Consider the following 22,910-nt stretch of genomic DNA (forward strand, 5'->3'; position numbering starts at 1 on the left):
AGTACCTCCTATTCGTTTTATTTTTTGATTATTGGATCAGGGAAAGATTTTTGTAGGGAATTGGGTTTGTTATTTTGACCACTGCTCTTTCTTATTTGATTATCATGCAAAAGAACACTGTACGTCCCTGCTGGAATGCCTTCCATACTTTTAATGTCGTTTACCATTTCATTGAATATTTCTTCATCTGGTTCAACATTGCTTTCGTCCATGTGTAATTGAATGGTAATGTTGACCATATCAGGATTGATTCCTTCTTCGCCTAAGAGTTCGGACCATTCTTCTTTTGAAAGGTTTGAGTCTGTGAGGTATTGATTCAGCAATTCCTCTAGCTTTCCTCCTGCAATGGGTACGTGGTAATAAGGAGTCATGTAATAACTACCACCTACATTTTCCAGGGCAGCGATGTTCTTACCGACGACTGGATGATTCTTTTGAAACTTCTTGAAATATTGATCTAGAGCCGTAAATTCTTCTTCTTTGATCCACGCGTAAAGTCCACTCATAATGGCTTGCTCTACTTGATATTCTTGAGACCACACCTCATCTGTCAAAACCTCTTGGTTACTTGAATCAATTGGAACAATCGCAAACGAATAGAAATGAGGTTTTCCTTTTGATTCCACAAACACAGACACTCCATCTTCAGCGCCTACCATGTTATGAACTTCTACATCCGTCTTGTACTCTTCTTTGAAATAGTCTACAACTGCTTTTTCAATCTCTTCTGAGTGATTTTCTGCAATATTATCCGCCTTTTCTCCATTCGGGAGATCGTATCCCTGACCTGTATAGTCTTGAACAGGGATATAGTCGCTGCTTTCATTCGTTTCTTCTGTTTGGGTATTTTCAGGGTTTGTATTTTGTGAGTCTTCTGACTGTGTCAATGCTGAACAACCTCCTAAGAGAAATAATGAGCCTACTAAGATGCCTGTCAGAATTCTGTATGTGATCTTCATGTGTCAGCTCCTCTGATAAGAATCAACGTTCAATCACCACTATTATAAGAGACAAAACGCAGAAAATCTTCCATTTATTAGGTCTGAAATCAATTTCCTTCCTGCTACCTATGAGATTCTTGTCAAAGATACTTAAGACGTCCCATCGTGTTCGACAGGATTCTAAATAGTGGTAGCTTTGTTCATAGTCCAAAAGAAGGGGTGTTCAATTTTTTATAATGGGGTCAGGAAGGGATTTTTCTAATGTGTTCGGCTTATTATTCTGTCCGCTGCTTTGGTTGATTTCATTGTCATGCAGGTAAATTCCGTATGTTCCTGCCGGGATACCCGTCATATTTTCTATATCTTCAACGATCTTATTGAATATCACGTTATCAGGAGGGATATTTGGTTTCTCCATATAAAGCTGTAGCGTGATGGTGACCATATTCGGGTCGATGGGCTCTGTTCCAAGCAGCCTTGTCCATTCTTCTTTCGTCCTTTCAGGGTTTGTAAGATAGGCTTTAAGCAAATGTTCAAGCTTTCCACCACCTACTGGAACGTTGTAATACCTCGTCATGTAATACCCTGCACCGACGTTCTCCAATGCTTCCTTCTGAAGTCCGGTTATTGGATATTCTGTTGTAAGGGAGGCGATATAGTCATTCAATTTGTCGAACTCATCTTCTTTAATCCACGCGTATAACCCGCTCATAATAGCCTCTTCCACTTGGTATTCCTGCGACCATACCTCATCAGTCAAAACCTCTTGATTCCGTGTATCAATCGGAACGATCGCAAACGAATAGAAGTGAGGCTTTCCTTTTGACTCAACAAAAACAGACACCTCGCCTTCAGCCCCCACCATGTTGTGGACTTCCACATCTGTCTTATATTCTTCTTTGAAAAAACGCACGACAGCTGTCTCAATTTCCTCCGCATGCTCCTCGGCAATCTGGTCTGTTTTGTCACCATTCGGGAGGTCGTAGCCTTGGCCTGTGTAATCCTGGACAGGGATATAGTCTCTGGTCTTTTCATTTTCTTCTGATGCCGTCCATGCTGAACAGCCTGCTAAGATTAGTGAGCTTACTAAGATGAATATGCTTTTCAACTTGTGTGTCACCTCCTAAGGGGATTTGATGATGGGGGTAGGATCAGATTTCTCTAAAGCATTGTCCTTCGTATTAGAAAAACGGGTTGGATCAATGGTGTTGTCGAATAAGTAAACCGCGTAATTCCCGAGAGGAAGCCCGGCATTTCCTTCGATGTTTTTCACAATCCTGTTGAAAAGGCTACTGTCCGGTTCGACGCCGTCTTCGTTCATATATAGTCTTACGGTAATGTCGATCGTATTTGGGTCTAGTTGTTCTTGATTCAACTTGTTTTTATAGAATTCAATCGATTCTTCGGGGTTATTCAAGTAGATTTCCAGTAGGCGCTCGAGTTCATCCCCGTGTGCCGCAATAGAGAAATAGCGCGTCATGAAATATCCACCTCCGACGTTCTCGTTCGCCTCTTCGTTCACCCCTGTGACGGGATAGCGTTGAACGATATCTTCTAAGTACGATTCGAAGCGGTTGAATTTCTCTTCGTGAATCCAGGAGTACAAGCTGCTCATAATCGCAATCTCAACCTGTCCTTCCTGCGACCATACCTCATCAGTCAAAACCTCCTGATTCCGTGTATCAATGGGAACGATCGCAAACGAATAGAAGTGAGGCTTTCCGTTGGATTCCACAAAAACAGACACCCCGTCTTCAGCTCCCACCATGTTGTGGACTTCCACATCTGTCTTGTATTCCTCTTTGAAAAAACGCACGACCGCTGTCTCAATTTCCTCCGCATGCTCCTCAGCAATCTGATCTGTTTTGTCACCATTCGGGAGGTCGTAGCCTTGGCCGGTGTAATCCTGAACAGGGATATAGTCTGGGAGCTCCTCGTTTTCTTCTGATGCCGTCCATGCCGAACACCCTACTAAGAGGCATAACGAGCCGGTCAAGATGATTGTCAACATGCTGTATGTGATCTTCATTTGCTGTCTCCTCTTATAAAATCATTTTCCATTCTTCAATAGTATAAAAGACAAGGGATTCAATTTCTTCCATTTACTAGATTTCCATGGAAATTCGTACGTCTTTCCTATATAGAAGGGTGAAACGTGACCTAAAAGTGGTTTGGAATTTTGTGGGAGGGGGATTTAATTACCAAATATGTAAATCGGGAGGGGGTGGGATGGTGAAGAGAGTGGTGGGGGTTGTCTTCGTTCTGGTGATGCTGAGCGGTTGCTCTCTTCTGACATCGGATCTTTTTACATCTGATTTCCAAAGTGAATTTCTGAGCTATGTGAATGATGATCTTCAGGAAGTAGGGGACATGGAGGCGGGGGCGATCGATTCGATGAACGCGGTCACAGGCGCGAATTACACCGACGATGCCACGCTGAAAACGGCGCTCGAGACGGATGTGATTCCGCCCTACACTGAAGTCGTCGACAAGCTGAAGGCGATTGAGCTGCAGGAGGAAGAGCTTCAGGATCTGCATGAACAATATGTCCAAGGCGCCGAGTCTCAGCTCGAAGGGTTCGAGAAGGCCCTCGAGGCGATTGATACGCAGGACCAGACGCTGGTGAATGAAGCGAATCAGCTCATGATGGAAGGGCAGAAGCAAATCGAAGGCTATACGAAAGGCATGCAGGAGCTCTCGGAGGAACATAACCTGGAATATACAACTGAGGGTATGGAATGAGTCTTGTTCCCCTATTCGAGACCCGTGCTATCGTACTAGTTTACGAAGTTCAGGTTTCATTTCCTTTACAGAATTTAGATAGATTTTACCGAATTTTGTATTATCGTTGACTGAAAAATTTACCAAGGGTACCATGGAAGCAAATTGGAAAAGGAGTGGTGTAAATGGCAGGGAATATCCGTCTGACCCCTGATGAGTTAAGAGAGTTTGCGAGACAGTACAACAACGAGAGTGCGAATGTCCAAGATTTGATCGGCCGTCTCGACGGCATGAGTGGACAGCTTCAAGAGATTTGGGAAGGGGCTTCAAGTGAAGCTTTCGCAGCGCAGTACCAAGAGCTTCGCCCATCTTTCGAAAAAATGAGCACGCTTCTTGCCGAAGTATCCCAACAGCTCAACAATTCCGCGAACACGCTGGAAGAGACCGACCAGAATATCGCAGGTCAAATCCGCGGATAAGGACAGGTGGGAAAAGTATCGTGCAGATGCTTTTCCCCTTGTATTTCCTTTGGGTCTCTTCAACAAGAGAATCGAAGTAAATGCAAGGGGGAGAACGCGTGAAGAACATCTTAGATCCAGTCAGACAGTCCGTGAAAGAAATCCGGACGCTTTGGAACGCAAGACGTACAGAGGGAGCGAAGCCGAAATTATTCGGCCTCATCTATTTCAATCTTCTGTTCGTCTTCATGTACAGCGTGTTATTGGCGTTCGGAGTCTTTTACATCGGTATTGGTATTTTCGTACACCCGAACGGATTCCTCGGGTTGGTCGCCCCCATTCCAGGATTGCTGGTCGCTTATTTCATCAGGATGAAGGTGTACCCAAAGGCGAGAGAAAAAGCCGTCAAACAACCAGGATGGGAGTAAACGAATCATGTACATCCAAATCACCATCGATTTACACCACTACAACCAAGACGAAATCGACCTTCGTCTGTCCGATCATACGACAATCAGCCGTCTCATCGACCTCGCCTTTCAAGTCCAGGAAATCAAGCAGCTGCCGCGTGACGGGGGATGGGTGAAGGTCCGGAACAAGCGGATCGTCTGTAACGGATCCGATACGCTCGAAGCAGGCGGCATCACGTCAGGCGACCGGATCGAAATACTTTAACTAAAGGAGTCGAGACCGATGATGGACACACAACCGACGTACTTCAGACAAATCACAGGAGCAGACATCAGCCGCGATGACGAGACGTATCGTGTCGTCTATCAGAAGGCTCGGCTGAGGATGCAGGATGAGCGCGAGATTCACGTTTTATATGATATCGATCCCACGATGAAAAAGAGCATCGACTCGACCGAAGACGAAGTCGAGTTGACCGTGGAAGCGCCCGATCACTATCTGCCTTACGCATCCGTGAAGCACAAATCGGAATACAGCCGCTGGATGTTCGCCGATCAGCTGATCAAGATGGTCGAGCATCATCGTTTTACACGACTGAACCTTCTCATCTGCCCGGAGAACATCCTTGTCGACCCCGGCATGACGCCGCACTTCATTCACTACGGAGTGAAGGAGAGTCTGCCGCCTTATGAACCTGACTCAGACCGGGTTTTTGAAGAGTTGAAAGCGGCGGTCGCAGAGATGATCGACCTTTCGGAGAGCTTCGTCTACTACTTGAAGTTCCGCGAGACGATGTCAGTGGCAGACGAGGTGAAGGCGATTCTGCTTTCGGAGGATTTGGACACGCTGAAGGCGATTGTCAGGAGAAATATTGCCGATCTTGAGAGACGGGAATCCGAGCTCGTCAAAGAGCCGGAGTCGAAGTGGAGGAAGCGCCGCAACCGACTTCGTGCGAGCATCGCCGTCACGGTTCCGCTGATTGCGGTCATCGTGTACGCCTTCTTTTTCGTACAGCCGAAGCAGGCGGCACTGCTCGACAGCCACGAAGCGTTCCTTCAACAGGACTACGAGCAGGTGATCGCCTCGCTGTCTGACTACAAGGCCGAAAACTTATCGGCAGCCTCGACGTATCAGCTCGCCCGCGCCTACATCCAGGACGAAATGTGGCTGCCGGAGCGGAGCATCACGCTTGAGACAGACGAACAGTATCTGCACTACTGGATCCACATGGGACGTGAAGAATACCAGGAGGCCGTGACGCTTGCGAAGTCGTTCGAGGATCTCGACCTCATCCTCTTCTCCCTGATCGAGCACTTGGATCAGATCAAAGGAGCGAACTTGCCTGCTGAAGAAAAGGAGCAGGAGCTTGAGCGCATCCAGGCGGAAATCGAAGAATATGAGCGTGAGAAGGAAGATCAGCTGGAAGAACAGCGCAAGCAGCAGGAAGAACAACAAGGAGCTTAAGGGGAGATGACCATGACGCGACTTTATGCGTTTTACAACGATACGTATGTATCAAGCGAAACAGATAAAGAGACGGTGACGGCCGGAAACCGTGCGGCGGATGACTTCGTATTCCCGTCGCTTGACGGATCGTTTGAATTCCAACTGGACGGGGCCGGAGAGTGGACGCACGGTCCTGTCACCGTGACCCGCCCGGCTGATCCGTTCGACACACAGCTCTACTATACAGCGGACCGCACCGCTTTGTCGGTCGGCGCAGGCGGTGAGCTTGAGATCGGAGACCATACCCTCGACCTCATCAAGCAGCGAAACCGCTGGATGGTCGACCCGCGGGATGAGACCCTTTACATCAACGGGCGCCGCATCACAGGAAAGACGACGCTCGAGACCGGAGACGTGGTCTTTTTTTCATATACGACCCTCACCTTCGTCGAGGAAGACATGGTGCAGGTGGGCAGTCACAAGCACGTCAAGAGTGCCCTGACCCCATCGAAGCTCCCGTTCTCCGAGATGAAGAAGCAATACCCCGATTACCGCCGCACACCGCGGATGATGTACGACCTCCCCGGGGAAAAAGTTCAGTTTTCCTTCCCAGGTCAGGAGGGCGAGGACCACGGCCGGTCGCTTTGGCTCATTATCCTGCCCCCGCTCGTCATGCTTGTGGTGATGGGAACGGTTGCCCTGCTGATTCCACGCGGGCTGTTCATCATCATCTCGGTCATGATGTTCACGACGACCTTGATCACGTCCACGATGCAGTACTTCCGTGAGAAGAAGAAGCGGAAAGAGCGCGAAGAAAAGCGCCAGCGTGTCTATACGAATTACATGAGACAGAAGCGGGAAGAGCTGCAGGGACTGAAGGAGAAGCAGCAGCACGTCCTCCGCTATCATTATCCGTCATTCGAACAGATGAAGCGCTATACCGAGGAAATCAGCAACCGGATTTGGGAGCGCACGCCTGAGCACGCCGACTTTCTCGATCTGCGCCTCGGAACCGCAACACTTCCGTCCTCTTACGAAGTGTCCGTCGGATCCGCCGACTTCGCGAACCGTGAAATCGATGACCTGATCGAGCAGTCGCAGGAAATCATGAACGTGTACCGTCACGTAGAGGACGTCCCGCTTACGACCGGACTCACCCGAAACCCGGTCGGGCTCGTCGGCAAGAAGCGGATTGTACACAAGCAGATCCACCAGCTGATCGGCCAGCTCGCCTTTTTCCACAGCTATCAGGACTTGCGCATCGTCTTGATCTTCGATGAGAAGGATTACGACGACTGGAAGTGGATGAGGTGGCTACCCCACATACAGCTGCCGAATTCGTTCGCGAAGGGCATGATTTACAATGAACAGACGCGCGATCAGCTGCTGCCGTCGTTGTATTCGATGATCCGTGAGCGGGATATGGAGGAGGATAAGGAGAATGTGTCGTTCCGTCCACATTTCGTCTTCGTCATCGCGAACCCGAATCTGATCTCGGATCACGTCTTTATGGAGTATGTCGAACAGGACACGAGCGAGCTTGACGTCTCGTTCTTATTCGCTGCGGAGACGCGCGAGATGCTGTCGAACCAGGTGCACACGCTTGTTCAGTACATCACCGAGCACGAAGGAGAAGTGTCGATTCAAGAAGGGCAGGCGGTGCATAAAGCCTTCCGCCTCGATTGTCATGAGACGAACACGCATGAGGCATTTGCAAGGACACTTCATTCACTCAACCACGCGACAGGAATCAGCAATTCGATTCCCGAGAAGGTCACCTTCCTCGACTTGATCGGGCACGATGCGGACGATCTGCAGATTGCCGAGTATTGGACGACGAACTCCTCTCAGAAATCACTCGCCGCGCCGATCGGGCTGAAGGGGAGAACCGACGTTGTCGAACTCAACCTGCATGAGAAGGCGCACGGGCCACACGGTCTCTTAGCCGGCACGACCGGGTCAGGGAAGAGTGAGCTGTTGCAGACGTATATCCTGTCGCTTGCCGTCCACTACCACCCGCACGAAGTCGCCTTTCTATTGATCGATTACAAGGGCGGCGGGATGGCCCAGCCGTTTGAAAATGTACCGCACTTGCTCGGAACGATTACGAATATCGAAGAAAGTGCGAACTTCTCATCCCGTGCGCTCGCTTCCATCAAGAGTGAGCTGAAGCGTAGGCAGACGCTGTTCGAGCGCTATAAAGTCAATCATATCAACGCCTACACGGCGCTGTACAAAGAAGGCGAAGCAGAGGAGCCGATGCCGCACTTGTTCATCATTTCCGATGAGTTCGCTGAGTTGAAGAACGAAGAGCCGGAGTTCATCGCTGAGCTCGTCAGTGCCGCTCGGATCGGGCGGAGTCTCGGCGTGCATCTCATTCTCGCGACCCAGAAGCCGGGCGGGGTGATCGATGATCAGATTTGGAGTAACTCCCGTTTCCGGATTGCCCTCCAAGTTCAGGATGCGAACGATAGTAAGGAAATCATCAAGAACAGTGACGCTGCCGACATCCAGACGACAGGCCGCGGCTATTTGCAGGTCGGCAACAACGAAGTGTATGAATTGTTCCAGTCCGCCTGGAGCGGTGCACCGCATCAACAGGATACGTACGACGGGGAAGACCAGGTCCAGCTCGTTACAGATCTCGGCCTGATTGGACTCACAGACGTCGAAACAGAGGACGAACCGACGTATCGCGAGAAGAAAACGGAAATCGATGCGACCGTCGAAGCGATCTACCGCACGCAGAGCGAGATGGGCATCGAGCGCCTGCCGAGTCCGTGGCTGCCGCCGCTTGCGGAACGGATCGAACGCACGCCTGTCGAGCATGGGGAAAAACAAGTCGCGATCGGCCAAAAGGACGAACCCGACCGTCAGCTTCAGGAGCCGTATCGCTATCATATCGGACGCGACGGCAACATCGGCATCTTCGGGTCCTCCGGCTACGGCAAGTCCCATACGTTGATGACGCTGCTGTTAGACATGGCTGAGGCGGAAAGCCCTGAAGCGCGCCATTACTATGTGTTCGACTTCGGTAACGGGGCCCTTCTGCCGCTGAAGAATCTGCCGCATACGGCTGATTACTTCCGCTATGACGATGACCGTAAGATGGAGAAGTTCACTACGATGATGAAGGAGGAGATCGACCGTCGGAAACAGCTGTTTCTTGAGGAGGAGGTCAGTACGATCTCCCTCTACAATGAGCTTGCGCAGGATCCTCTTGCGCACATTACGGTGGTCGTGGACAATTTCGACTTAGTCAAGGAAGAGCGGACCGAGCTTGAGAATCCGTTCATCCAATTGGCGCGTGACGGGCAGACGCTCGGCATCACCGTCATTCTTTCGGCGACCCGGGTCAATGCCGTCCGTCAGCCCCTTTTAAACAATTTGAAAACGAAGGTGATCCATTACTTGATCGACCCGACGGAGAAGTATTCGCTTGTCGGACGCACGCCTTATGAGCTGGAGGCGATTCCGGGCCGGGCGCTTGTGCACAATGAGGCGACGTATTTGACGCAGGTGTATCTGCCGGCGCGCGGGGATGATGACGCCGAGGTGCTGGATGGGGTGAAGCGTCAGGTGCAGGTGCTGAAGGAGCGGTATGAAGAAAGCGTGACGCCGGATCCGATCCCGATGCTGCCGTCGCGTCTCGGGTACGATTTGTTTGTCGAAGAATATGTGACGGGAGCGCTGAATTCGGGAAGCATTGCAATCGGGCTGGATGAGGATTCCGTCGAGCCGGTCCAGGTCGACCTGTCTGAGCATTGTCTTGTCACGGGGCAGGCGCGGAACGGGAAGACGAATGTCCTGAAGGTGATGCTCGAACAGATGCTGGATCAGCGGTACGAACAGATTGCGGTATTCGACGGCATCGACCGTGGGTTGTTTTCTTATAAGCAGAAAGAGGGCGTGGTCGGCCTAGATACGAAGGACCGGATCGCGGAGTGGACGGCCGATGTCGAAGCGAAATTGAAGGAGCGCGAGGGTGCTTTTCTTGAGGATATGGAGCGAGGCGGAGCGGGGAACGGATTCCGTCCGATCTACCTCGTCATCGACAGCCTCTCCCGCTTCAATGAAACGACAGACAGCGTCCTGCAAGGCAAGATCTCAGGACTGATCAAACAATACAGCCATCTCGGATTCCGCGTCATCGTCTCTGGCAATCTGCCGGAATTCACGAAAGGATTCGACACGCTGACGGGTGAGCTGAAGCAGATTCGTCAGGCGGTGCTTTTGATGAAGAAGTCGGACCAAAGCTTGTTCCAGCTTCCGTTCGAGCGGAAGGAGCCGCAGGTACAGCCGGGGTATGGCTACCATGTGTTGAACGGCCGGGAGCGGATGGTTCAGATTCCGCTGTGTGAAGAAAAACGTGACCAGATAGGAGTGTAGAGGATGTCCCGATTATTCGGTTTACGAATGGATCAAAATCAGAAAGAGAGGGAGCTGGCAGAGCTTCAAGCCTGCCAGCGTGAACTTGGACAGCTACAGGACGAGATGATCCAGCAGAGAACGAGCGTTAAACAACCGGAGCTATCGCCGATCACGTGGCACGGAGAGCGGGCGAACACGTTCAACGACGTCCGGGAAGACATGACGGACGCTTACCGCGATATTTCCCATACGCAGATGAACCGGGCGCTCGATCGAATCGAAAGTGAAATCTCGAGGATCCGTTATGAAATACACAGCCTGGACCAGCAGATTGCAGCTGAACGGAGACGGATGGCGAAAGAGGAGGGAGCGTAGATGAGTAAAGAGATTCGGGTCCGCTATCTGGACGTTGAGGAGTCGATCAACGAAATCGAGCAGTCTTCTCAATCGTTCGACACGGAGCTTTTGCAGCAGCTGAACGGTGAAAATGTCCTCGACGTAAGGGACCAGCTCGAACGCATCAATCAAGAGCTTACAGAAATTGGCGAGATGTACAAGGAAGTCCTCAACATGAACAATGAGGCGGTGAAAACGTCTGTACAAGGTCTGGAAGCCCAGGATGTGCAGTTGTCTGGGCAGATGAGAATCAAATAAAGAAGGAAAAGAATGGCCCGTTCCAGGAGCGGAGGACGACCCTGATAAGGGGAAGGAAGCCGTGGGGGCGGGACGGCAGTCTGGAGGTGGGAGTATCGATATCATCTATCTGGTCGAATGTACACGCTATGCGATACTTTTCTTTTTTCTCCCCCAATTGGCAAGTAGTCTATTGAACGCGTTGTTGGGCTGGGGCATCATCGACTATTTCAAGTGGGGCATCTACACTGAACCGGAAAACGTATTTGATAAGATCCAGAATTTCATCATGAAGGGTTTCCACGGGTTCGCCATATACACGTACGACAAGGCGGAGGAGACCTATGACAACTGGTTTGCGAAAAAGCTGTTTCACTTTGTTGGTCTGATCCAGCTTAGTGTCGTAACGCTGATTGTGTACTTTACGGTCTATGAGACGATGAAGTTCGTTTTCTATTGAATGATCATTCTAAAAGGTAAAGGAAGTCAAGTATGGAAAGTGCCGTCATCATCGAATACTTTATCATGGTTGTGATGTATATATTATCGATTCAAGTACTGTATGGGTTTTCTATTCTACTACTGGGTTCCGTCATGACCGATTATTTCGAGTGGGGGATATTCGAACCTCCGGAAACTCTTTTTCAAAGGGTGACGAATATCATCATGATCGGGCTGATTGGAAGTGGGTTTTATATAAATAGAAGGCTGATGAAATATGGGTGGTTCAAAAGGAAGCTACTTATGTTTGTCGCACTTCTGATGCAGACCGTTGCTTCTATTGTTCTTTATCAAATCATAGTATCTGCCTTGGAGTTCGTAGTCAGGTGATGATGTTCTGTTTCTTAAAAAGAAGGAATAGCACATGGCACGGATCCGGTTGTTTATGAGTGGGAGGGTTATCATGAATCGGTATTTAATAGTGGAGGCGATACGATATGTAGTCCTTGCAGCGATCGGCTTTCAGGCAGCCGTCAGTCTTGTGACTGTTATCGTTGGATGGGTCATCATCGAATATAACGAATGGGGCATTTACCCGGAACCTAGTAACTTCTTAGAGAAAGGGCAGAATTTGATCATGTATGGTTTTGCAGGCTTTGCCATCTACACCTACCGGAAGGCTGAGCAGGAGTTTTCGAATGGGTTTGTGAGAAAAGCAGTCCATCTGCTAGCTTTCATCGCCCTGATGATCGTCGGAGGGATCATCTACTATGCTATGTACGGTACATTGAAGTTCGTTTTCTATTGAACTATGAAAGGAGCAGGGGATCATGAAAGAATTTCTCGTTTACACAGGCGTATCCATCCTCGCAACCCAACTCGTCTTCGGCTCGATCATTCTCTTGATCGGCAGCCATATGATGAACTTCTATGAGAAGATCACCTTCCACAAGCCGGATGGCATCGGGAAGAAGCTGTATAACATCATCATCGCCATCCTCTTCGGAGCTGGCTACTTCCTGTACGACAAACTTTATAAGTTCCACTGGATACTGCGTAAATCTCTCTTCGCCGCGGTCATCCTCATCTTCGTCATGATCCACGCCATTCTCGTGCAGTTCTTTGAGGGGATGGGGTATTAGGTCTTGTAATCACAGACGAATAGAAAGGAGCCAAAGTTATGAAAAACGATCAGGAAATCTCAGAGAAGACGCATTTGTATTTACGTTTGCTCGGTCCCCGTTTTAACCGGCAGTTTGTATTCTTGATTGTCGTCTTGCTGCTTGGCCTGATGGGCATCCTTCCACTCCTTGGAGTGCCTTTCTCTAAAGGGTATTTCTATGCAGCGGCTGTGCCTTCTTTCATGGTGCTCGTATGGGGGATTCCTCAGTTCATCGCGCCATATCGATTGGAGAAGTTGCATCATTTGTATCTCGGGTTTTCCGGCTTTGCTTTGACGTACATTTATTTTCTCGTTACGCAGAAATTGATCTATATGCACATAGGTGCCACACATCCCGGCTACTTCATCACGGGGCTCTTATTGTTTTCTTTTTTGTTAATAGTGATGTGGAAAGTCAATAGGGAGTATCTATTTGAAGGCTCGTATTATGACCCAAACCGTAGTCAGATGTCTGAAGCAAGCGCGAAACGTATTGTAAGAGCGTCTGGAATCGGATATGTTATGGGGCAAGTCCTTCTTTCCTTGCTTGTGGGTGACTCGTTTAAAATGGTCCTTTACATTTTCATCATTTCTTTGATGGCCATCTTCACTGCTTTTATGAGTACGTTTGTTCAACGCTACTGGTTCATTCACCAAAACTTAGAAGCCATAAAACGGCTGAATCCGGAGTACGGTTTACCTAAAAAGGAGCGATTGCCCGGACCAAAGTATGGCTATGCAGTCTTTGTTTTAGTTGATGACCAGAACGACCAGGAAGAAGTGGATCAGCTTGCCAGCCAGGTGTTCGATAACATGGAGGAGGCTGATAGCGTCACCGTCTTGTCTCTGGATGACATGGATGAAAAAGAACGAGATCAGCTTGAGGGAGCTTTCCCGAACCAAGTGCTTCAAGCACCAGGCTATGTCTTGTTTGAGTATGACTACGAGGAATTGAAGCGAGAAATCAAAAAGATGGAGAAAAAGCATCATAACGGTTTCTTTAAAGAAATCCCGGAGGAGGAATACGCAAAGACTGGACAACAAGTTGCTTTTCAACCTTTCAATGCGATTCTATACACGAATGACTTGCAGAAGCTCATCTATAAAGAAGAGACGGCCGCATCATCCCGGTAGAACAAATACAGGATGGAAGAAAGGGGGATGATCTTCCCCCTACAAAACTTCCTTCAAGTCCTTTTCCATTTTGCTCGGGTTGGTCGTCGGGGCGTAGCGTTTGATGACGTTCCCTTCGCGGTCGATCAGGAATTTGGTGAAGTTCCATTTAATATCACTCGCAAGAAGACCTTTCTGTTCCGCCTTTAAGTGCGTGAAAAGAGGGTCTTCTTTTGCGCCGTTGACATCGATTTTGGCGAACATCGGGAAGGAGACGCCGTAGTTCAGTTGACAGAATTCGGTGGTTTGTTCAATATCCTCGAATTCCTGGTTGTTGAACTGGCTGCTCGGAAAACCGAGAATCTCTAGACCCTCGTCCTGATACTTTTCATACAAGTCCTGCAGCTCCTGGAATTGACCTTTCAGCCCGCATTTGCTAGCCGTATTGACGATGACGAGCGCTTTGCCCTTGTAGGCGTCTAAGGACAGGTTTTCTCCGTTTGGTTTCTTCACGGTGAAATCATAGATTGTATTCATTGCGACTCTCCTTTATACGGTTTTACACAATTTAATTTTACACAAATCATTCGAAAGATTCAATTTATTCACCGTCGATCTATGATAGGATGGGTTAGGAAAAAAACAGCGAAGGAGATACCAACATGAGAAAAATGATATACATAACGGGAGCGATTGTGATCGCCGGACTTCTACTTGCGTCGGGATTGCTCTATCAGAAATACAGTACGCTGTACGATCAGCAGTACGAAGAGGTGAAATTTTCGAGGCAGGCGTTAGTGGAAAGTGTGGACGGTCACATCGCGTCGCTTGAAGAGGCGCAGGCTGAAGGAGAGTTGAACTATGACATTCTCCACGTAACCTCCGGCGCGGTCCTCGATTCGATCCGCGGCCATTACTATACGACACTGCAGCAGCTCTCTTTTCTGCCCGTCGGAGATATGAATGCATGGAGAGGCGGCTTCAACGAATTGTGGAACGTCCTCACTGACATCCACGACGTCGAATCGTCTGCCGACCTGGAGCGCCACATCCAAGCCTTGCGCTCAGAGATCGAGCAGTTCGAGCAGCAGACCGTCCACCCGAACGTAAAGTAGAAAACGGCTCGCCATCAAGCTCGAATTATGTAAAAATAGGAGAGGATGACTACCTTCCGGGAGGAGATACTTCATGGATACAACACTAGTGCTGACGGCCATCCTCGCCATCATTACATTCCTGATCAGCGAGCTGTACATCAAAAAGCAACTAGGCATCAAACCGAAACGAGTGAGTAAAGAGCGGAAGAAAATCTACACCGTGATCGACAGTGGATTGACGCTGCTTGCCTTCGGGGCCATTCTGTTCGGTTTCCTATACTTCGAAACGAAAACGACACAGATTCTACCCGTCGCCTTCATTCTGCTTGCGAAAACGCTGCTGCGTGGAGTGGAAGAGTTCAATACCGATAAACCATCGAAAGCCTACTACCATCACTTTCTCTGGTCCGTGTTTACGGTGATGTTGATTGTGATTTTGTGGATAGGTTAGAGTTCGAGCTTGAAAACCGTTCTGAGTAAGCTCTCAGAGCGGTTTTTCTTTTTTTATTGCAAAAAGAAGCTTCTCTCGTACAACCCTTTCACGGAGACTCTCCATGCATGAACTTCTATTTTTTGGTATCGTAGAAAGACCAACACTTAAATGAGGAAGATGAAGATGACCTATGAGGAAATGCTTGAAGAAGAGACGATCGATCAAAAATCCATCTATCGCAAAGGGATCAAGAACGGCTTGTATGGGCTGATGGGCGTCAGTGCAGTGGCCATAGGATTCGAATGGATTACGGGGTCGGTTCCGCAATTCATGTATGCCCTGCTTCTCCTCTCTGCCATCTCAACGCTCTGGGATTACGTGAAGAGCAGAGAGAGCAACGAATCCTTGTGGCGGAAGTGGGAGGTACGGTGGAGTCAGCGGAAAACGTTGTATATGGCGAAACGAGTGGTCAATCTCACAGTCAGCATCCTGTTCTTTCAGTATTTGAGCGGGCTTGGCATGGAGTTTGCAATCGGGGGATTGGTCGGATCGGTTGTAGCGGGATGGGGAGATACGATCAAACGCTGGCAGGTGAAAAATGAGTATTTGGAGGAGTTTAAGAGAGAGTGCGCAGGCGATGGATTGCGTGATTATACTTAGTCTTGGGAGCCGTTCAGAGTATTGTGCTGGGCGGTTTTTGATGGATTTTAGTATGCTAAAAAACCGTTTTGACCCTGGTCGAAACGGTTTTTTGGTGTTTTTTCTTCTATTCTATTGAGCTCCTACCAGCCTCAAAATCCCCTGATGACAAGACGTGCGGTACCAACCATGCAAGTCTTCTTCCTGTCTGGTCAACCACTGCAGCAGTGTACCATCGATCATCGCACGAATCATCACCGCGGTCTGTTCCACATCATGGACGTGGAAATCACCATCTCTGACTCCTTGTTCGACAATCATGCGCCCGATGGAGAAACAGTGTTCATAGAACGCGGCGTTGATTTTTTGATAAGCAGGATCCTGCTTGATGCGCGCTAAGAAATCCAGGTACAGCTGGTAAAAGGTGCGGTTCTCTTCGGGACTGATGAACACCTGATCGAGATAGGCCTGTAACTTCTCCGGAGCCGTCTCGACCTGATCGACCGCTGCGCTCTCATTTTCAAAAATCCGCTCTGTCAGCCATTCGAATAGATGCGCAAACACGTCGCCTTTATTCTTGAAATAGTAGTTCGGCACCCCTTTGCTCACCTCGGCATAATCGGCGATGTCCTGCAGGGTCACGTGCTCGTATCCTTTATCGGTCGCTGCTTCAAACGCGGCTTTGATCAATTGTTGTTTCCGTTCTTCTGCTTTTCCTGCCATATCGAATCTCTCCTAACGTATCCATTATACAAAAAATAGGGCTGGATATAAATATTTTGACCGGTCAGTATAATTTTAGTACCATACAAGTAGAATGCATAAGAAAGGGTGTAACGAAATGAAATTACCAGAGCAATTCCAAGCACTTGTCGTAGATGAAAAAGGAGACGGTGTGGAAGCGAGCTTGCAGACACTTACCTTCGATGACCTTCCGGACGGGGATGTGACCATCAAAGTCCATTACTCCAGTGTGAACTATAAAGATGGTCTTGCGTCGATCAAAGGCGGCAACATCGTGAAGGAATACCCATTCGTACCCGGTATCGATCTCGCCGGAGAAGTCGTTCAGTCCGAAGACGACCGCTACAACGAAGGGGATCACGTCATTGTGACCAGCTACGAGTTGGGTGTCAGCCATTATGGGGGATACAGTGAATATGCACGCGTGCCGGGTGAATGGATTGTGCCTCTTCCAGAAGGGCTGACGATGAAAGAAGCGATGACCTTTGGAACCGCCGGATTTACGGCTGCCCTTTCCATCGACAAAATGGAACGGAATGGTCAGGAGCCGTCTCAAGGCAAAGTTCTTGTCTCTGGTGCGACAGGCGGCGTTGGAAGTATGGCCGTCGCCATGTTGGCGCAAAAAGGATATGAAGTGGCAGCCAGTACAGGGAAGCCAGAGGAAAACTACCTCACCCAATTGGGGGCATCGGAAGTGCTTTCTAGAGAAGATGTGACGCCTGAGAAAATTCGGTCCCTTGGTAAGCAGAAATGGGCAGGAGCTGTGGATCCAGTCGGAGGAGAGACACTCGCCGCCATCCTCAGTAACACCCAGTATGACGGAAACGTAGCGGTTAGTGGACTGACCGCAGGCGTAAAAGTCCCGACCACCGTTTTCCCATTCATTCTGCGCAGTGTAAACCTACTCGGTATCGACTCGGTTTACTACCCACAGGAAAAGAGGGTGAAGCTCTGGGAGCGGTTGGCAAGCGATCTTAAGCCTGAAACATTATTGGAAGAGATGACGGAAACGATTACGATGTCCGAACTTCCTGACAAACTCTCTGAAATTTTGAGAAGCCAGACAAGAGGAAGGACGGTCGTGCAGATCGGTTCATAGTAGAAAAAACGGAAAGCGTTGAGGCATCTGCCGTCAACGCTTTCTGTTTTCGCTATTTCCACTTATCCGGTATTTGATGAAGGGTTTCGATCATCGAGGAAAAGTACACTTTCGCATAACTGCTACGTTTCCAGAAGCCACTCGTCAATAACGGTGTCGACTTCTTTCAATCCCACAACCTCATCTACAGTAGGATAAAATTGAATGAACTTACCTGCTTCTGTGTTCAACTTCACTGCTTCCGTATGATCCCCAGGGTATAGACAAATTACCTCGCGAATCCGGCTGAAGTAATCTCGCCTGTACGGACAGTAGTATTTAATTCCGATATACTCATTCATCTGATCTGCTGCTTTCGTATTTCCGTTAGGTGCGTAAATATTACGGAGGGGGCTATATTTCACTTCCATCACGACAGACGAACGGTAATGAAGCTCATTACGAACCTTCTCGTAATGGTCGATCCGGATATCCGGACGTCTCTTCCCGAACTTTGAGAAAAAGTACGTCTCATTCGAGATCGCCTCCTTTGACCTGTATTCGACCTCCTCGTCATACACAAGGTGAATCTCCCTGCCGTCGTTCTCGAGCACGATTGTTGTCCCAGCGTGAAACTCCGCATGAAGATACCCATCCCTAAGCTGGCGTACGAGTGAATCATCCTTCACATGATAGCCCCGACTAACGAATGGCTCGACCATCTTCAACAGCACATAATACTCATACAACTTTGACGTCGGATGAAGTACCGGCCAAGACCTATCAAGACGCCCAGCACCTGATTCCAATTGTGCAGGCCCGTCTTTCCAAATCATCAGAAATGACCGGTAACCACGACCGATGAGCCGCACCGGAACGCGAGGATGACACGCATCCACCTGCCGCCAATACGGTCTCCCGAGCCTCGACTCCAGCCGCTCCTTGTAAGGCTGCACCTGCTCGATCTCATAGATCACACGAGACCGCTTCCCTTCAAGGGAACGCAAACTTTCCTTCTTCCCGAACAGATGATTCCGGAGCAGCGGATTCCCTTCACTACTCCCGATCTCCTCAATATCACGGGCATACCCATGACACAACGAATCCATCCTGTCCTTTTCTTGAAAAAGGTTCAGGATCAGTCGGTCGATGTGGGAGAGCAATTGCTTCAGCTGGTGCTTCACATACTGGTTCTCCGGAGTGTTGACATCGACCTGATGCTTCCTGTTGTAGAATTTGTTCGGGTGTTTCATCCCTTTAGGGGAGTGCTTCCACTCGAGACTGCGCCGGTCGATGCGCTTTGGTGTCTGTTCGATCCGGTAATGACGGCTGAGCGAAGCGTCCTGTTCCTTTTCCATTTCATCGAGTGCGAACGACAGCGGTGAGTAGGCGTTTTCGAGCCACTTGAGAAGGGCGCGGTCGCTCGTATCGAGGACGGGGGTGCCGATTCTCTCCATTTCTTGCTGATGATTTACGGTAAGCCCTGGAAGTTCTGATTCAATCAAATTGGCAATTTGGGCAAACTGTTCTTTACTCAAGCGGTGGGGAAGGACATTCGCGGCACCATAATAGATGCTGCCACTGATCTCTACTTCATAGATGAAATGACCGATCGACCACGGATAAGCTGGCAGATTATCGGATGGGTAGATCCGAGAGTACGGGTCTTTATAAGTAAAGGAATAACAAATGGCCTCACCTGCGGGACTCGGGAAGCGGATTTCTGCTTCCAGGCCCGTAACCTGGACTCTCAAAGGTTGGTACTCATAGATATCGACCATCGTCTCACGCAAGGCCGCTTCGGCTTTCGTCCGACTGAGTGTGGTCAAAGAGATGGACTCACTTCCTGAAGAAACCACGATATGAACTCCGAGATCACAGACCTTTACAATGGATCTATCAGTTTGTAAAGCCATACATCATCAGCTCTTTTGCTTTATTTTCAAGCGTTCTGAGTGATTCTTCGAACGATGAGGCGAACTGGGCTTCAGGCGATTTGAACAGACGGGAGAGGTCGCCGTCTTCGTATTCCAGCTCTATGCCCGTATTCATCATCTCGCCGACGAGCGGACGGACGAACGTATCCATCCCTTTGATTTTTGTTAGGATCCGCTGATTGATTTGCAAGTCGAATAGTCGCTTCCGGTCCATCACGACCTCGCCGTTACGGTCTTTCGGAACATTTTGCAGGTATTCGCTAATCGCAAGCGCCACACGGAAGGACACCCCTTTTTGCGGATCGTTTGCTGAGATGAGGTGGTGCAGTTCGTCCAAGGTGTGGAGTTCAAATTCTGTCAGGGAATCGAGCCCGGTCTCAGCATCCGGCACCTTCCACTCCGAGCGGAAGGATTCTGTTGAGACTTGAGTCTCCCCCGGGGATACGACGTGATGCGCTTTCGTTTCCTGATAGAAGAGAGCAGCTTCCTTGAAGCTCGGCTTCTTCGGGCTGATGATGTTCGTCCGATCGAGAAGCCGGTCTGAGAACGCTTGTGTCGTCTCATCGAAGTTGACGGTCCCGATGAAGATCAAGTTGTCCCCGAGTTTGATTCTCGGACGGTAAGCATCCGACGCCACTTCCTCCTCGCTGTTGAAAACTTTTAAATGGCGCTCATTCGAATTTTTAACCTCGAGAAGCGAAAGGAACGGACTGAACCAATGCTCGACTTGCGCCAAATTCATTTCGTCAAAAATGACCATATGTAACTGTTCAGGGTGGTCTTCGGCGTGCTGAAGTAGGCGGATGAGTCCGGTTTCACTCTCATGGAAGCGATTTGTCACCGGGTTGAAATAACCGAGCAGATCGTTCGGTTCCTGGTAAGCGGGTGAAATCGGAAGGAATAACAAGTTCTCGTCTTCCTTTAGGCCGAGTGTTTTTCCGTATATCCGTGCGAGTCTTGACTTCCCAGTTCCGGACATGCCGCCGAGGATCGTGAGTGGATTCGTCTTTACACTCATATGGAAGGCATATAAATCCTCATCTCTGTACATCATCTTCTCCTGCTGTTTAGCTGTCCATTTCAAACGTTCCAAAAAGCCAAACTCGTCTTCTGTTGAAACAGGGAGCGTAGGGGGTTCAGGTTGTTCGTCCGGTTCACGTTCAAGCATCAGACTAAGCACGGGCTCTTCCTTTTTCTCTGAAATATGTGTCCGTCCTCTTGCGAGCTTATCCTGCATCGTCCGGTAATTCTCCTTCGAGAAGAAGAATAGGTGATGGTCGTAGATGACGTCGACGAGGTCATGGAATTCAGGTTCGAGGTCGACGAAGTCCGGGTCGGTGTCCTCTGCTTGGAAATATGTCGTCGAGTTGCTTTTGCTGCTTAAATCGACTTGATAAAGCCGTTCTCCGAAGATCATCATCGTAGGAGCGTCGAACAGGTTCGGGTATTTCTTCAAGGTGATCGGTCTTCTTTCGGTTGTCAGCTTCGCCTCCAAATCCTCACGCGTCTCTTGAGCTTTAAGGTCTGGGGCAGGGATAATGAAATATTTGTCCGCTGCGTCGCCTGGTTCGACTTTCTGCAAATCAACATAGAGGCGGTCATTTTTGAGGGTGACGGTGAAAAGGATGAGCTTTCCTTCGAAGAACTCTTCCACTTTGTCTTTCACTTCCGGATAAGGGATGCGGTCGAGTCCGAGTTCATCGTTCAACATCCGTCGGTTCTGTGTACTGTTGGTCGTGCCTTCTAAGTAAGGGTGGATTCTGCCTAACGGGCTTGTGATTTCGTCCGGAAGGGGTGAGAGACACTTGATGTAGAAGGTGAGCTTGTCACTTCGCTCGCTCAACCAGACAGGTGCATGGAATGGCGTCTGGCTCCTGATTTCGGCATCAGTAGCGATTCTCCCTAGAAATACACTGTCCTTCAACTGCTTCTTCACTTGATGTGTCCACTTACTGTTCATCGCTTCCATCTCCCTCCAAGTAATAAATCATCGATCGGAACATTTTCTCAGGTGAGCCGCTGACGAACTTGTGGCTCAGTTTTTTTGTGTGCAAGAAGGACCGGATTTTGAGCATCTGTTTCGAGGTCAGCTGGTTCGAGTCAATGATGACGAGCTTCGACTGAGGTAGTGACTTGAACTGTTCAGCGAAGGGACGGTCAGGGTTGAATGACAGCACCTTTCGATCCGGGATGAAGGAGGTGAAAGAATCCGAATTAGACGTTATCAAATGGAATGGATCTTCCTCGTCGATGAAGGTGAGCTTGTCGCTTTTTGCTTGTTTCTCACGATGTTCGAATTGGTCACGTTCTTCTTGTAATGTGTCCCGTTCGCGCTCGAAACGGTTGCGTTCTTCTTCAATCACAGAGTATTTCTTTTCCAGCTCCCTATATGCCTTGTCATGTTCTTCTTTTAAGACCTTCGTTTCTTCGTCTTTTTCCTTCAGCTTCTCTATCAGGATCTCTTTCCGCTTCGCCACCTTTTTCTCCTTCGAAACAGCGGCCGCCTGCTCATCGAGAGCGAGCTTCAATTCAGCGGTTTGGGCGCTTTTCTGTTTTTTAGCGATTGTCAGACTTTCTGTCAAGGCGAGCTTATAAAGGAGGGCCGTTTCTTCTGCTGATAACGTCTCGTCTTCCCAATCGTACTGCTGAATTAGGCGGAGTGCGTGTCCGTTTGTTACGTCGTCATATTGTTCTTCAAAGTAGTCTGCGAAATCGATCGATTCCGGCAGCGTCGCATCCCCTTCTATGAATAGCTCGAGCGATTCCACGAAATCCTCTTCAAATTTTTTGTTGTATACATTTAAGAGATCCTCCAAGGAGAATTCCTGCATCCCGTGAAAAACGTCCTTTCCGTTTTCGATATTCTCTATCGCTTTCCCCCTCGTCTCTTCATATTGTTCTGGGAACCAGACGGCGAGCAGCATCAATTTCTTAACTGGGGAAAGTTCATCGTTCAGCGATGTCTTCAATAGGAACGTCGCATAATCTGCATCTTCCAGCTCATCTTTCATCTCGAGCGAAAATGTCTGGAAGAAGTGTTCCAAGTCTGTAATGGACTCCACCATCTCCGTCACGGCTTTTCTTAATAACGGTTCAGGAGCTTGGGAAACCCGCTTTTTGGAAAATCCGGGCACCTTCCCTGATATCTGTGCAAGTTCTGTAAGCTCTTCTTTTTCGATAAAAGTGAAAAAGTCCTGCTTTACCTGCTGTTGGATCTTCAACCATGCCTCATTCATAGTCCATCATTCTCCCTCCAAAAGTTGTGTTCCTATGTAAAATAATAGG

General features: G+C 49.0%; 25 protein-coding genes. 17 read left to right on the forward strand and 8 right to left on the reverse strand.

Annotated features, from left to right (window positions below):
• Positions 1-17 precede the first annotated feature (17 nt).
• From LCM20_RS09110 to LCM20_RS09120, 3 genes are all read right to left on the reverse strand, one after another.
• Entirely contained in the window at positions 18-959 is a 942-nt protein-coding gene (locus LCM20_RS09110) for a DUF1672 family protein (RefSeq protein ID WP_225195140.1), read from the reverse strand.
• Between the two features lie 205 nt (positions 960-1,164).
• The gene (locus tag LCM20_RS09115) at positions 1,165-2,049 is read right to left on the reverse strand and encodes a DUF1672 family protein (protein ID WP_225195141.1); all 885 of its coding nucleotides are present in this window, start codon (positions 2,047-2,049) and stop codon (positions 1,165-1,167) included.
• Between the two features lie 15 nt (positions 2,050-2,064).
• Positions 2,065-2,970: a DUF1672 family protein gene (locus tag LCM20_RS09120; protein ID WP_225195142.1), complete on the reverse strand. Its 906-nt coding sequence runs from the start codon at positions 2,968-2,970 to the stop codon at positions 2,065-2,067.
• Positions 2,971-3,173: 203 nt separating this feature from the next.
• On the opposite strand from LCM20_RS09120, the gene LCM20_RS09125 reads away from it, so the two are divergent.
• From LCM20_RS09125 to LCM20_RS09185, 13 genes are all read left to right on the forward strand, one after another.
• The gene (locus LCM20_RS09125; RefSeq protein WP_225195143.1) at positions 3,174-3,683 is read left to right on the forward strand and encodes a hypothetical protein; all 510 of its coding nucleotides are present in this window, start codon (positions 3,174-3,176) and stop codon (positions 3,681-3,683) included.
• 164 nt (positions 3,684-3,847) lie between these two features.
• Entirely contained in the window at positions 3,848-4,141 is a 294-nt protein-coding gene (locus LCM20_RS09130) for a WXG100 family type VII secretion target (protein ID WP_225195144.1), read from the forward strand.
• Positions 4,142-4,239: 98 nt separating this feature from the next.
• Positions 4,240-4,548: a hypothetical protein gene (locus LCM20_RS09135; RefSeq protein ID WP_225195145.1), complete on the forward strand. Its 309-nt coding sequence runs from the start codon at positions 4,240-4,242 to the stop codon at positions 4,546-4,548.
• A 7-nt stretch (positions 4,549-4,555) separates the two neighbouring features.
• Positions 4,556-4,795, forward strand: coding sequence for an EsaB/YukD family protein (locus LCM20_RS09140; protein ID WP_225195146.1), 240 nt, complete (start codon positions 4,556-4,558; stop codon positions 4,793-4,795).
• Between the two features lie 18 nt (positions 4,796-4,813).
• Entirely contained in the window at positions 4,814-5,995 is a 1,182-nt protein-coding gene (gene essB / locus LCM20_RS09145) for a type VII secretion protein EssB (protein ID WP_225195147.1), read from the forward strand.
• Positions 5,996-6,007: 12 nt separating this feature from the next.
• Positions 6,008-10,366, forward strand: a complete 4,359-nt coding sequence (essC, locus tag LCM20_RS09150) for a type VII secretion protein EssC (protein WP_225195148.1) — start codon at positions 6,008-6,010, stop codon at positions 10,364-10,366.
• Positions 10,367-10,369: 3 nt separating this feature from the next.
• Positions 10,370-10,723, forward strand: coding sequence for a DUF5082 family protein (locus tag LCM20_RS09155; protein ID WP_225195149.1), 354 nt, complete (start codon positions 10,370-10,372; stop codon positions 10,721-10,723).
• A complete protein-coding gene (locus LCM20_RS09160; RefSeq protein WP_225195150.1) occupies positions 10,724-11,002 on the forward strand; it encodes a DUF5344 family protein in 279 nt (92 codons plus the stop codon).
• A 61-nt stretch (positions 11,003-11,063) separates the two neighbouring features.
• Entirely contained in the window at positions 11,064-11,441 is a 378-nt protein-coding gene (locus LCM20_RS09165; protein WP_225195151.1) for a hypothetical protein, read from the forward strand.
• A gap of 32 nt (positions 11,442-11,473) precedes the next feature.
• Complete coding sequence (locus LCM20_RS09170) at positions 11,474-11,812, forward strand: hypothetical protein (protein ID WP_225195152.1); 339 nt, start codon at positions 11,474-11,476, stop codon at positions 11,810-11,812.
• A gap of 73 nt (positions 11,813-11,885) precedes the next feature.
• Positions 11,886-12,230, forward strand: coding sequence for a hypothetical protein (locus tag LCM20_RS09175; protein ID WP_225195153.1), 345 nt, complete (start codon positions 11,886-11,888; stop codon positions 12,228-12,230).
• A 22-nt stretch (positions 12,231-12,252) separates the two neighbouring features.
• A complete protein-coding gene (locus tag LCM20_RS09180; protein WP_225195154.1) occupies positions 12,253-12,564 on the forward strand; it encodes a hypothetical protein in 312 nt (103 codons plus the stop codon).
• A gap of 38 nt (positions 12,565-12,602) precedes the next feature.
• Positions 12,603-13,718 carry a hypothetical protein gene (locus tag LCM20_RS09185; RefSeq protein ID WP_225195155.1) on the forward strand — a complete coding sequence of 372 codons (1,116 nt, stop codon included), beginning with the start codon at positions 12,603-12,605 and terminating at the stop codon, positions 13,716-13,718.
• A 39-nt stretch (positions 13,719-13,757) separates the two neighbouring features.
• On the opposite strand, the gene LCM20_RS09190 is transcribed toward LCM20_RS09185, so the two are convergent.
• Complete coding sequence (locus LCM20_RS09190; RefSeq protein ID WP_225195156.1) at positions 13,758-14,234, reverse strand: glutathione peroxidase; 477 nt, start codon at positions 14,232-14,234, stop codon at positions 13,758-13,760.
• 125 nt (positions 14,235-14,359) lie between these two features.
• Between LCM20_RS09190 and LCM20_RS09195 the strand changes: the two genes are divergently transcribed.
• The 3 genes from LCM20_RS09195 (at position 14,360) to LCM20_RS09205 (ending at position 15,887) form a co-directional block, all read left to right on the forward strand.
• Positions 14,360-14,812: a hypothetical protein gene (locus LCM20_RS09195; protein ID WP_225195157.1), complete on the forward strand. Its 453-nt coding sequence runs from the start codon at positions 14,360-14,362 to the stop codon at positions 14,810-14,812.
• A gap of 73 nt (positions 14,813-14,885) precedes the next feature.
• A complete protein-coding gene (locus LCM20_RS09200) occupies positions 14,886-15,245 on the forward strand; it encodes a DUF4181 domain-containing protein (RefSeq protein ID WP_225195158.1) in 360 nt (119 codons plus the stop codon).
• A gap of 165 nt (positions 15,246-15,410) precedes the next feature.
• Positions 15,411-15,887, forward strand: coding sequence for a hypothetical protein (locus LCM20_RS09205; protein WP_225195159.1), 477 nt, complete (start codon positions 15,411-15,413; stop codon positions 15,885-15,887).
• Between the two features lie 111 nt (positions 15,888-15,998).
• Here the strand turns inward: LCM20_RS09205 and LCM20_RS09210 are convergent, their stop codons facing one another.
• Complete coding sequence (locus LCM20_RS09210; RefSeq protein WP_225195160.1) at positions 15,999-16,589, reverse strand: TetR/AcrR family transcriptional regulator; 591 nt, start codon at positions 16,587-16,589, stop codon at positions 15,999-16,001.
• 118 nt (positions 16,590-16,707) lie between these two features.
• Between LCM20_RS09210 and LCM20_RS09215 the strand changes: the two genes are divergently transcribed.
• On the forward strand, positions 16,708-17,709 hold the full coding sequence (locus LCM20_RS09215) for an acryloyl-CoA reductase (RefSeq protein WP_225195161.1): 1,002 nt from the start codon (positions 16,708-16,710) through the stop codon (positions 17,707-17,709).
• A gap of 122 nt (positions 17,710-17,831) precedes the next feature.
• Here LCM20_RS09215 and LCM20_RS09220 read toward each other — a convergent pair whose 3' ends face one another.
• Genes LCM20_RS09220 through LCM20_RS09230 form a run of 3 tightly spaced genes read right to left on the reverse strand, consistent with a single transcriptional unit; the run spans position 17,832 to position 22,861 of the window.
• Positions 17,832-19,547 (reverse strand): DUF2357 domain-containing protein, encoded by a 1,716-nt coding sequence (locus LCM20_RS09220; protein WP_225195162.1) that lies wholly within the window; start codon positions 19,545-19,547, stop codon positions 17,832-17,834.
• 40 nt (positions 19,548-19,587) lie between these two features.
• Positions 19,588-21,585, reverse strand: a complete 1,998-nt coding sequence (locus tag LCM20_RS09225; RefSeq protein WP_225195163.1) for an McrB family protein — start codon at positions 21,583-21,585, stop codon at positions 19,588-19,590.
• Positions 21,575-22,861: a hypothetical protein gene (locus LCM20_RS09230; protein WP_225195164.1), complete on the reverse strand. Its 1,287-nt coding sequence runs from the start codon at positions 22,859-22,861 to the stop codon at positions 21,575-21,577. Before LCM20_RS09230 ends, LCM20_RS09225 begins: the two co-directional genes overlap by 11 nt.
• Positions 22,862-22,910: the final 49 nt, after the last annotated feature.

Source organism: Halobacillus litoralis, from assembly GCF_020171725.1.
GTDB classification, from domain to species: domain Bacteria; phylum Bacillota; class Bacilli; order Bacillales; family Halobacillaceae; genus Halobacillus; species Halobacillus litoralis_F.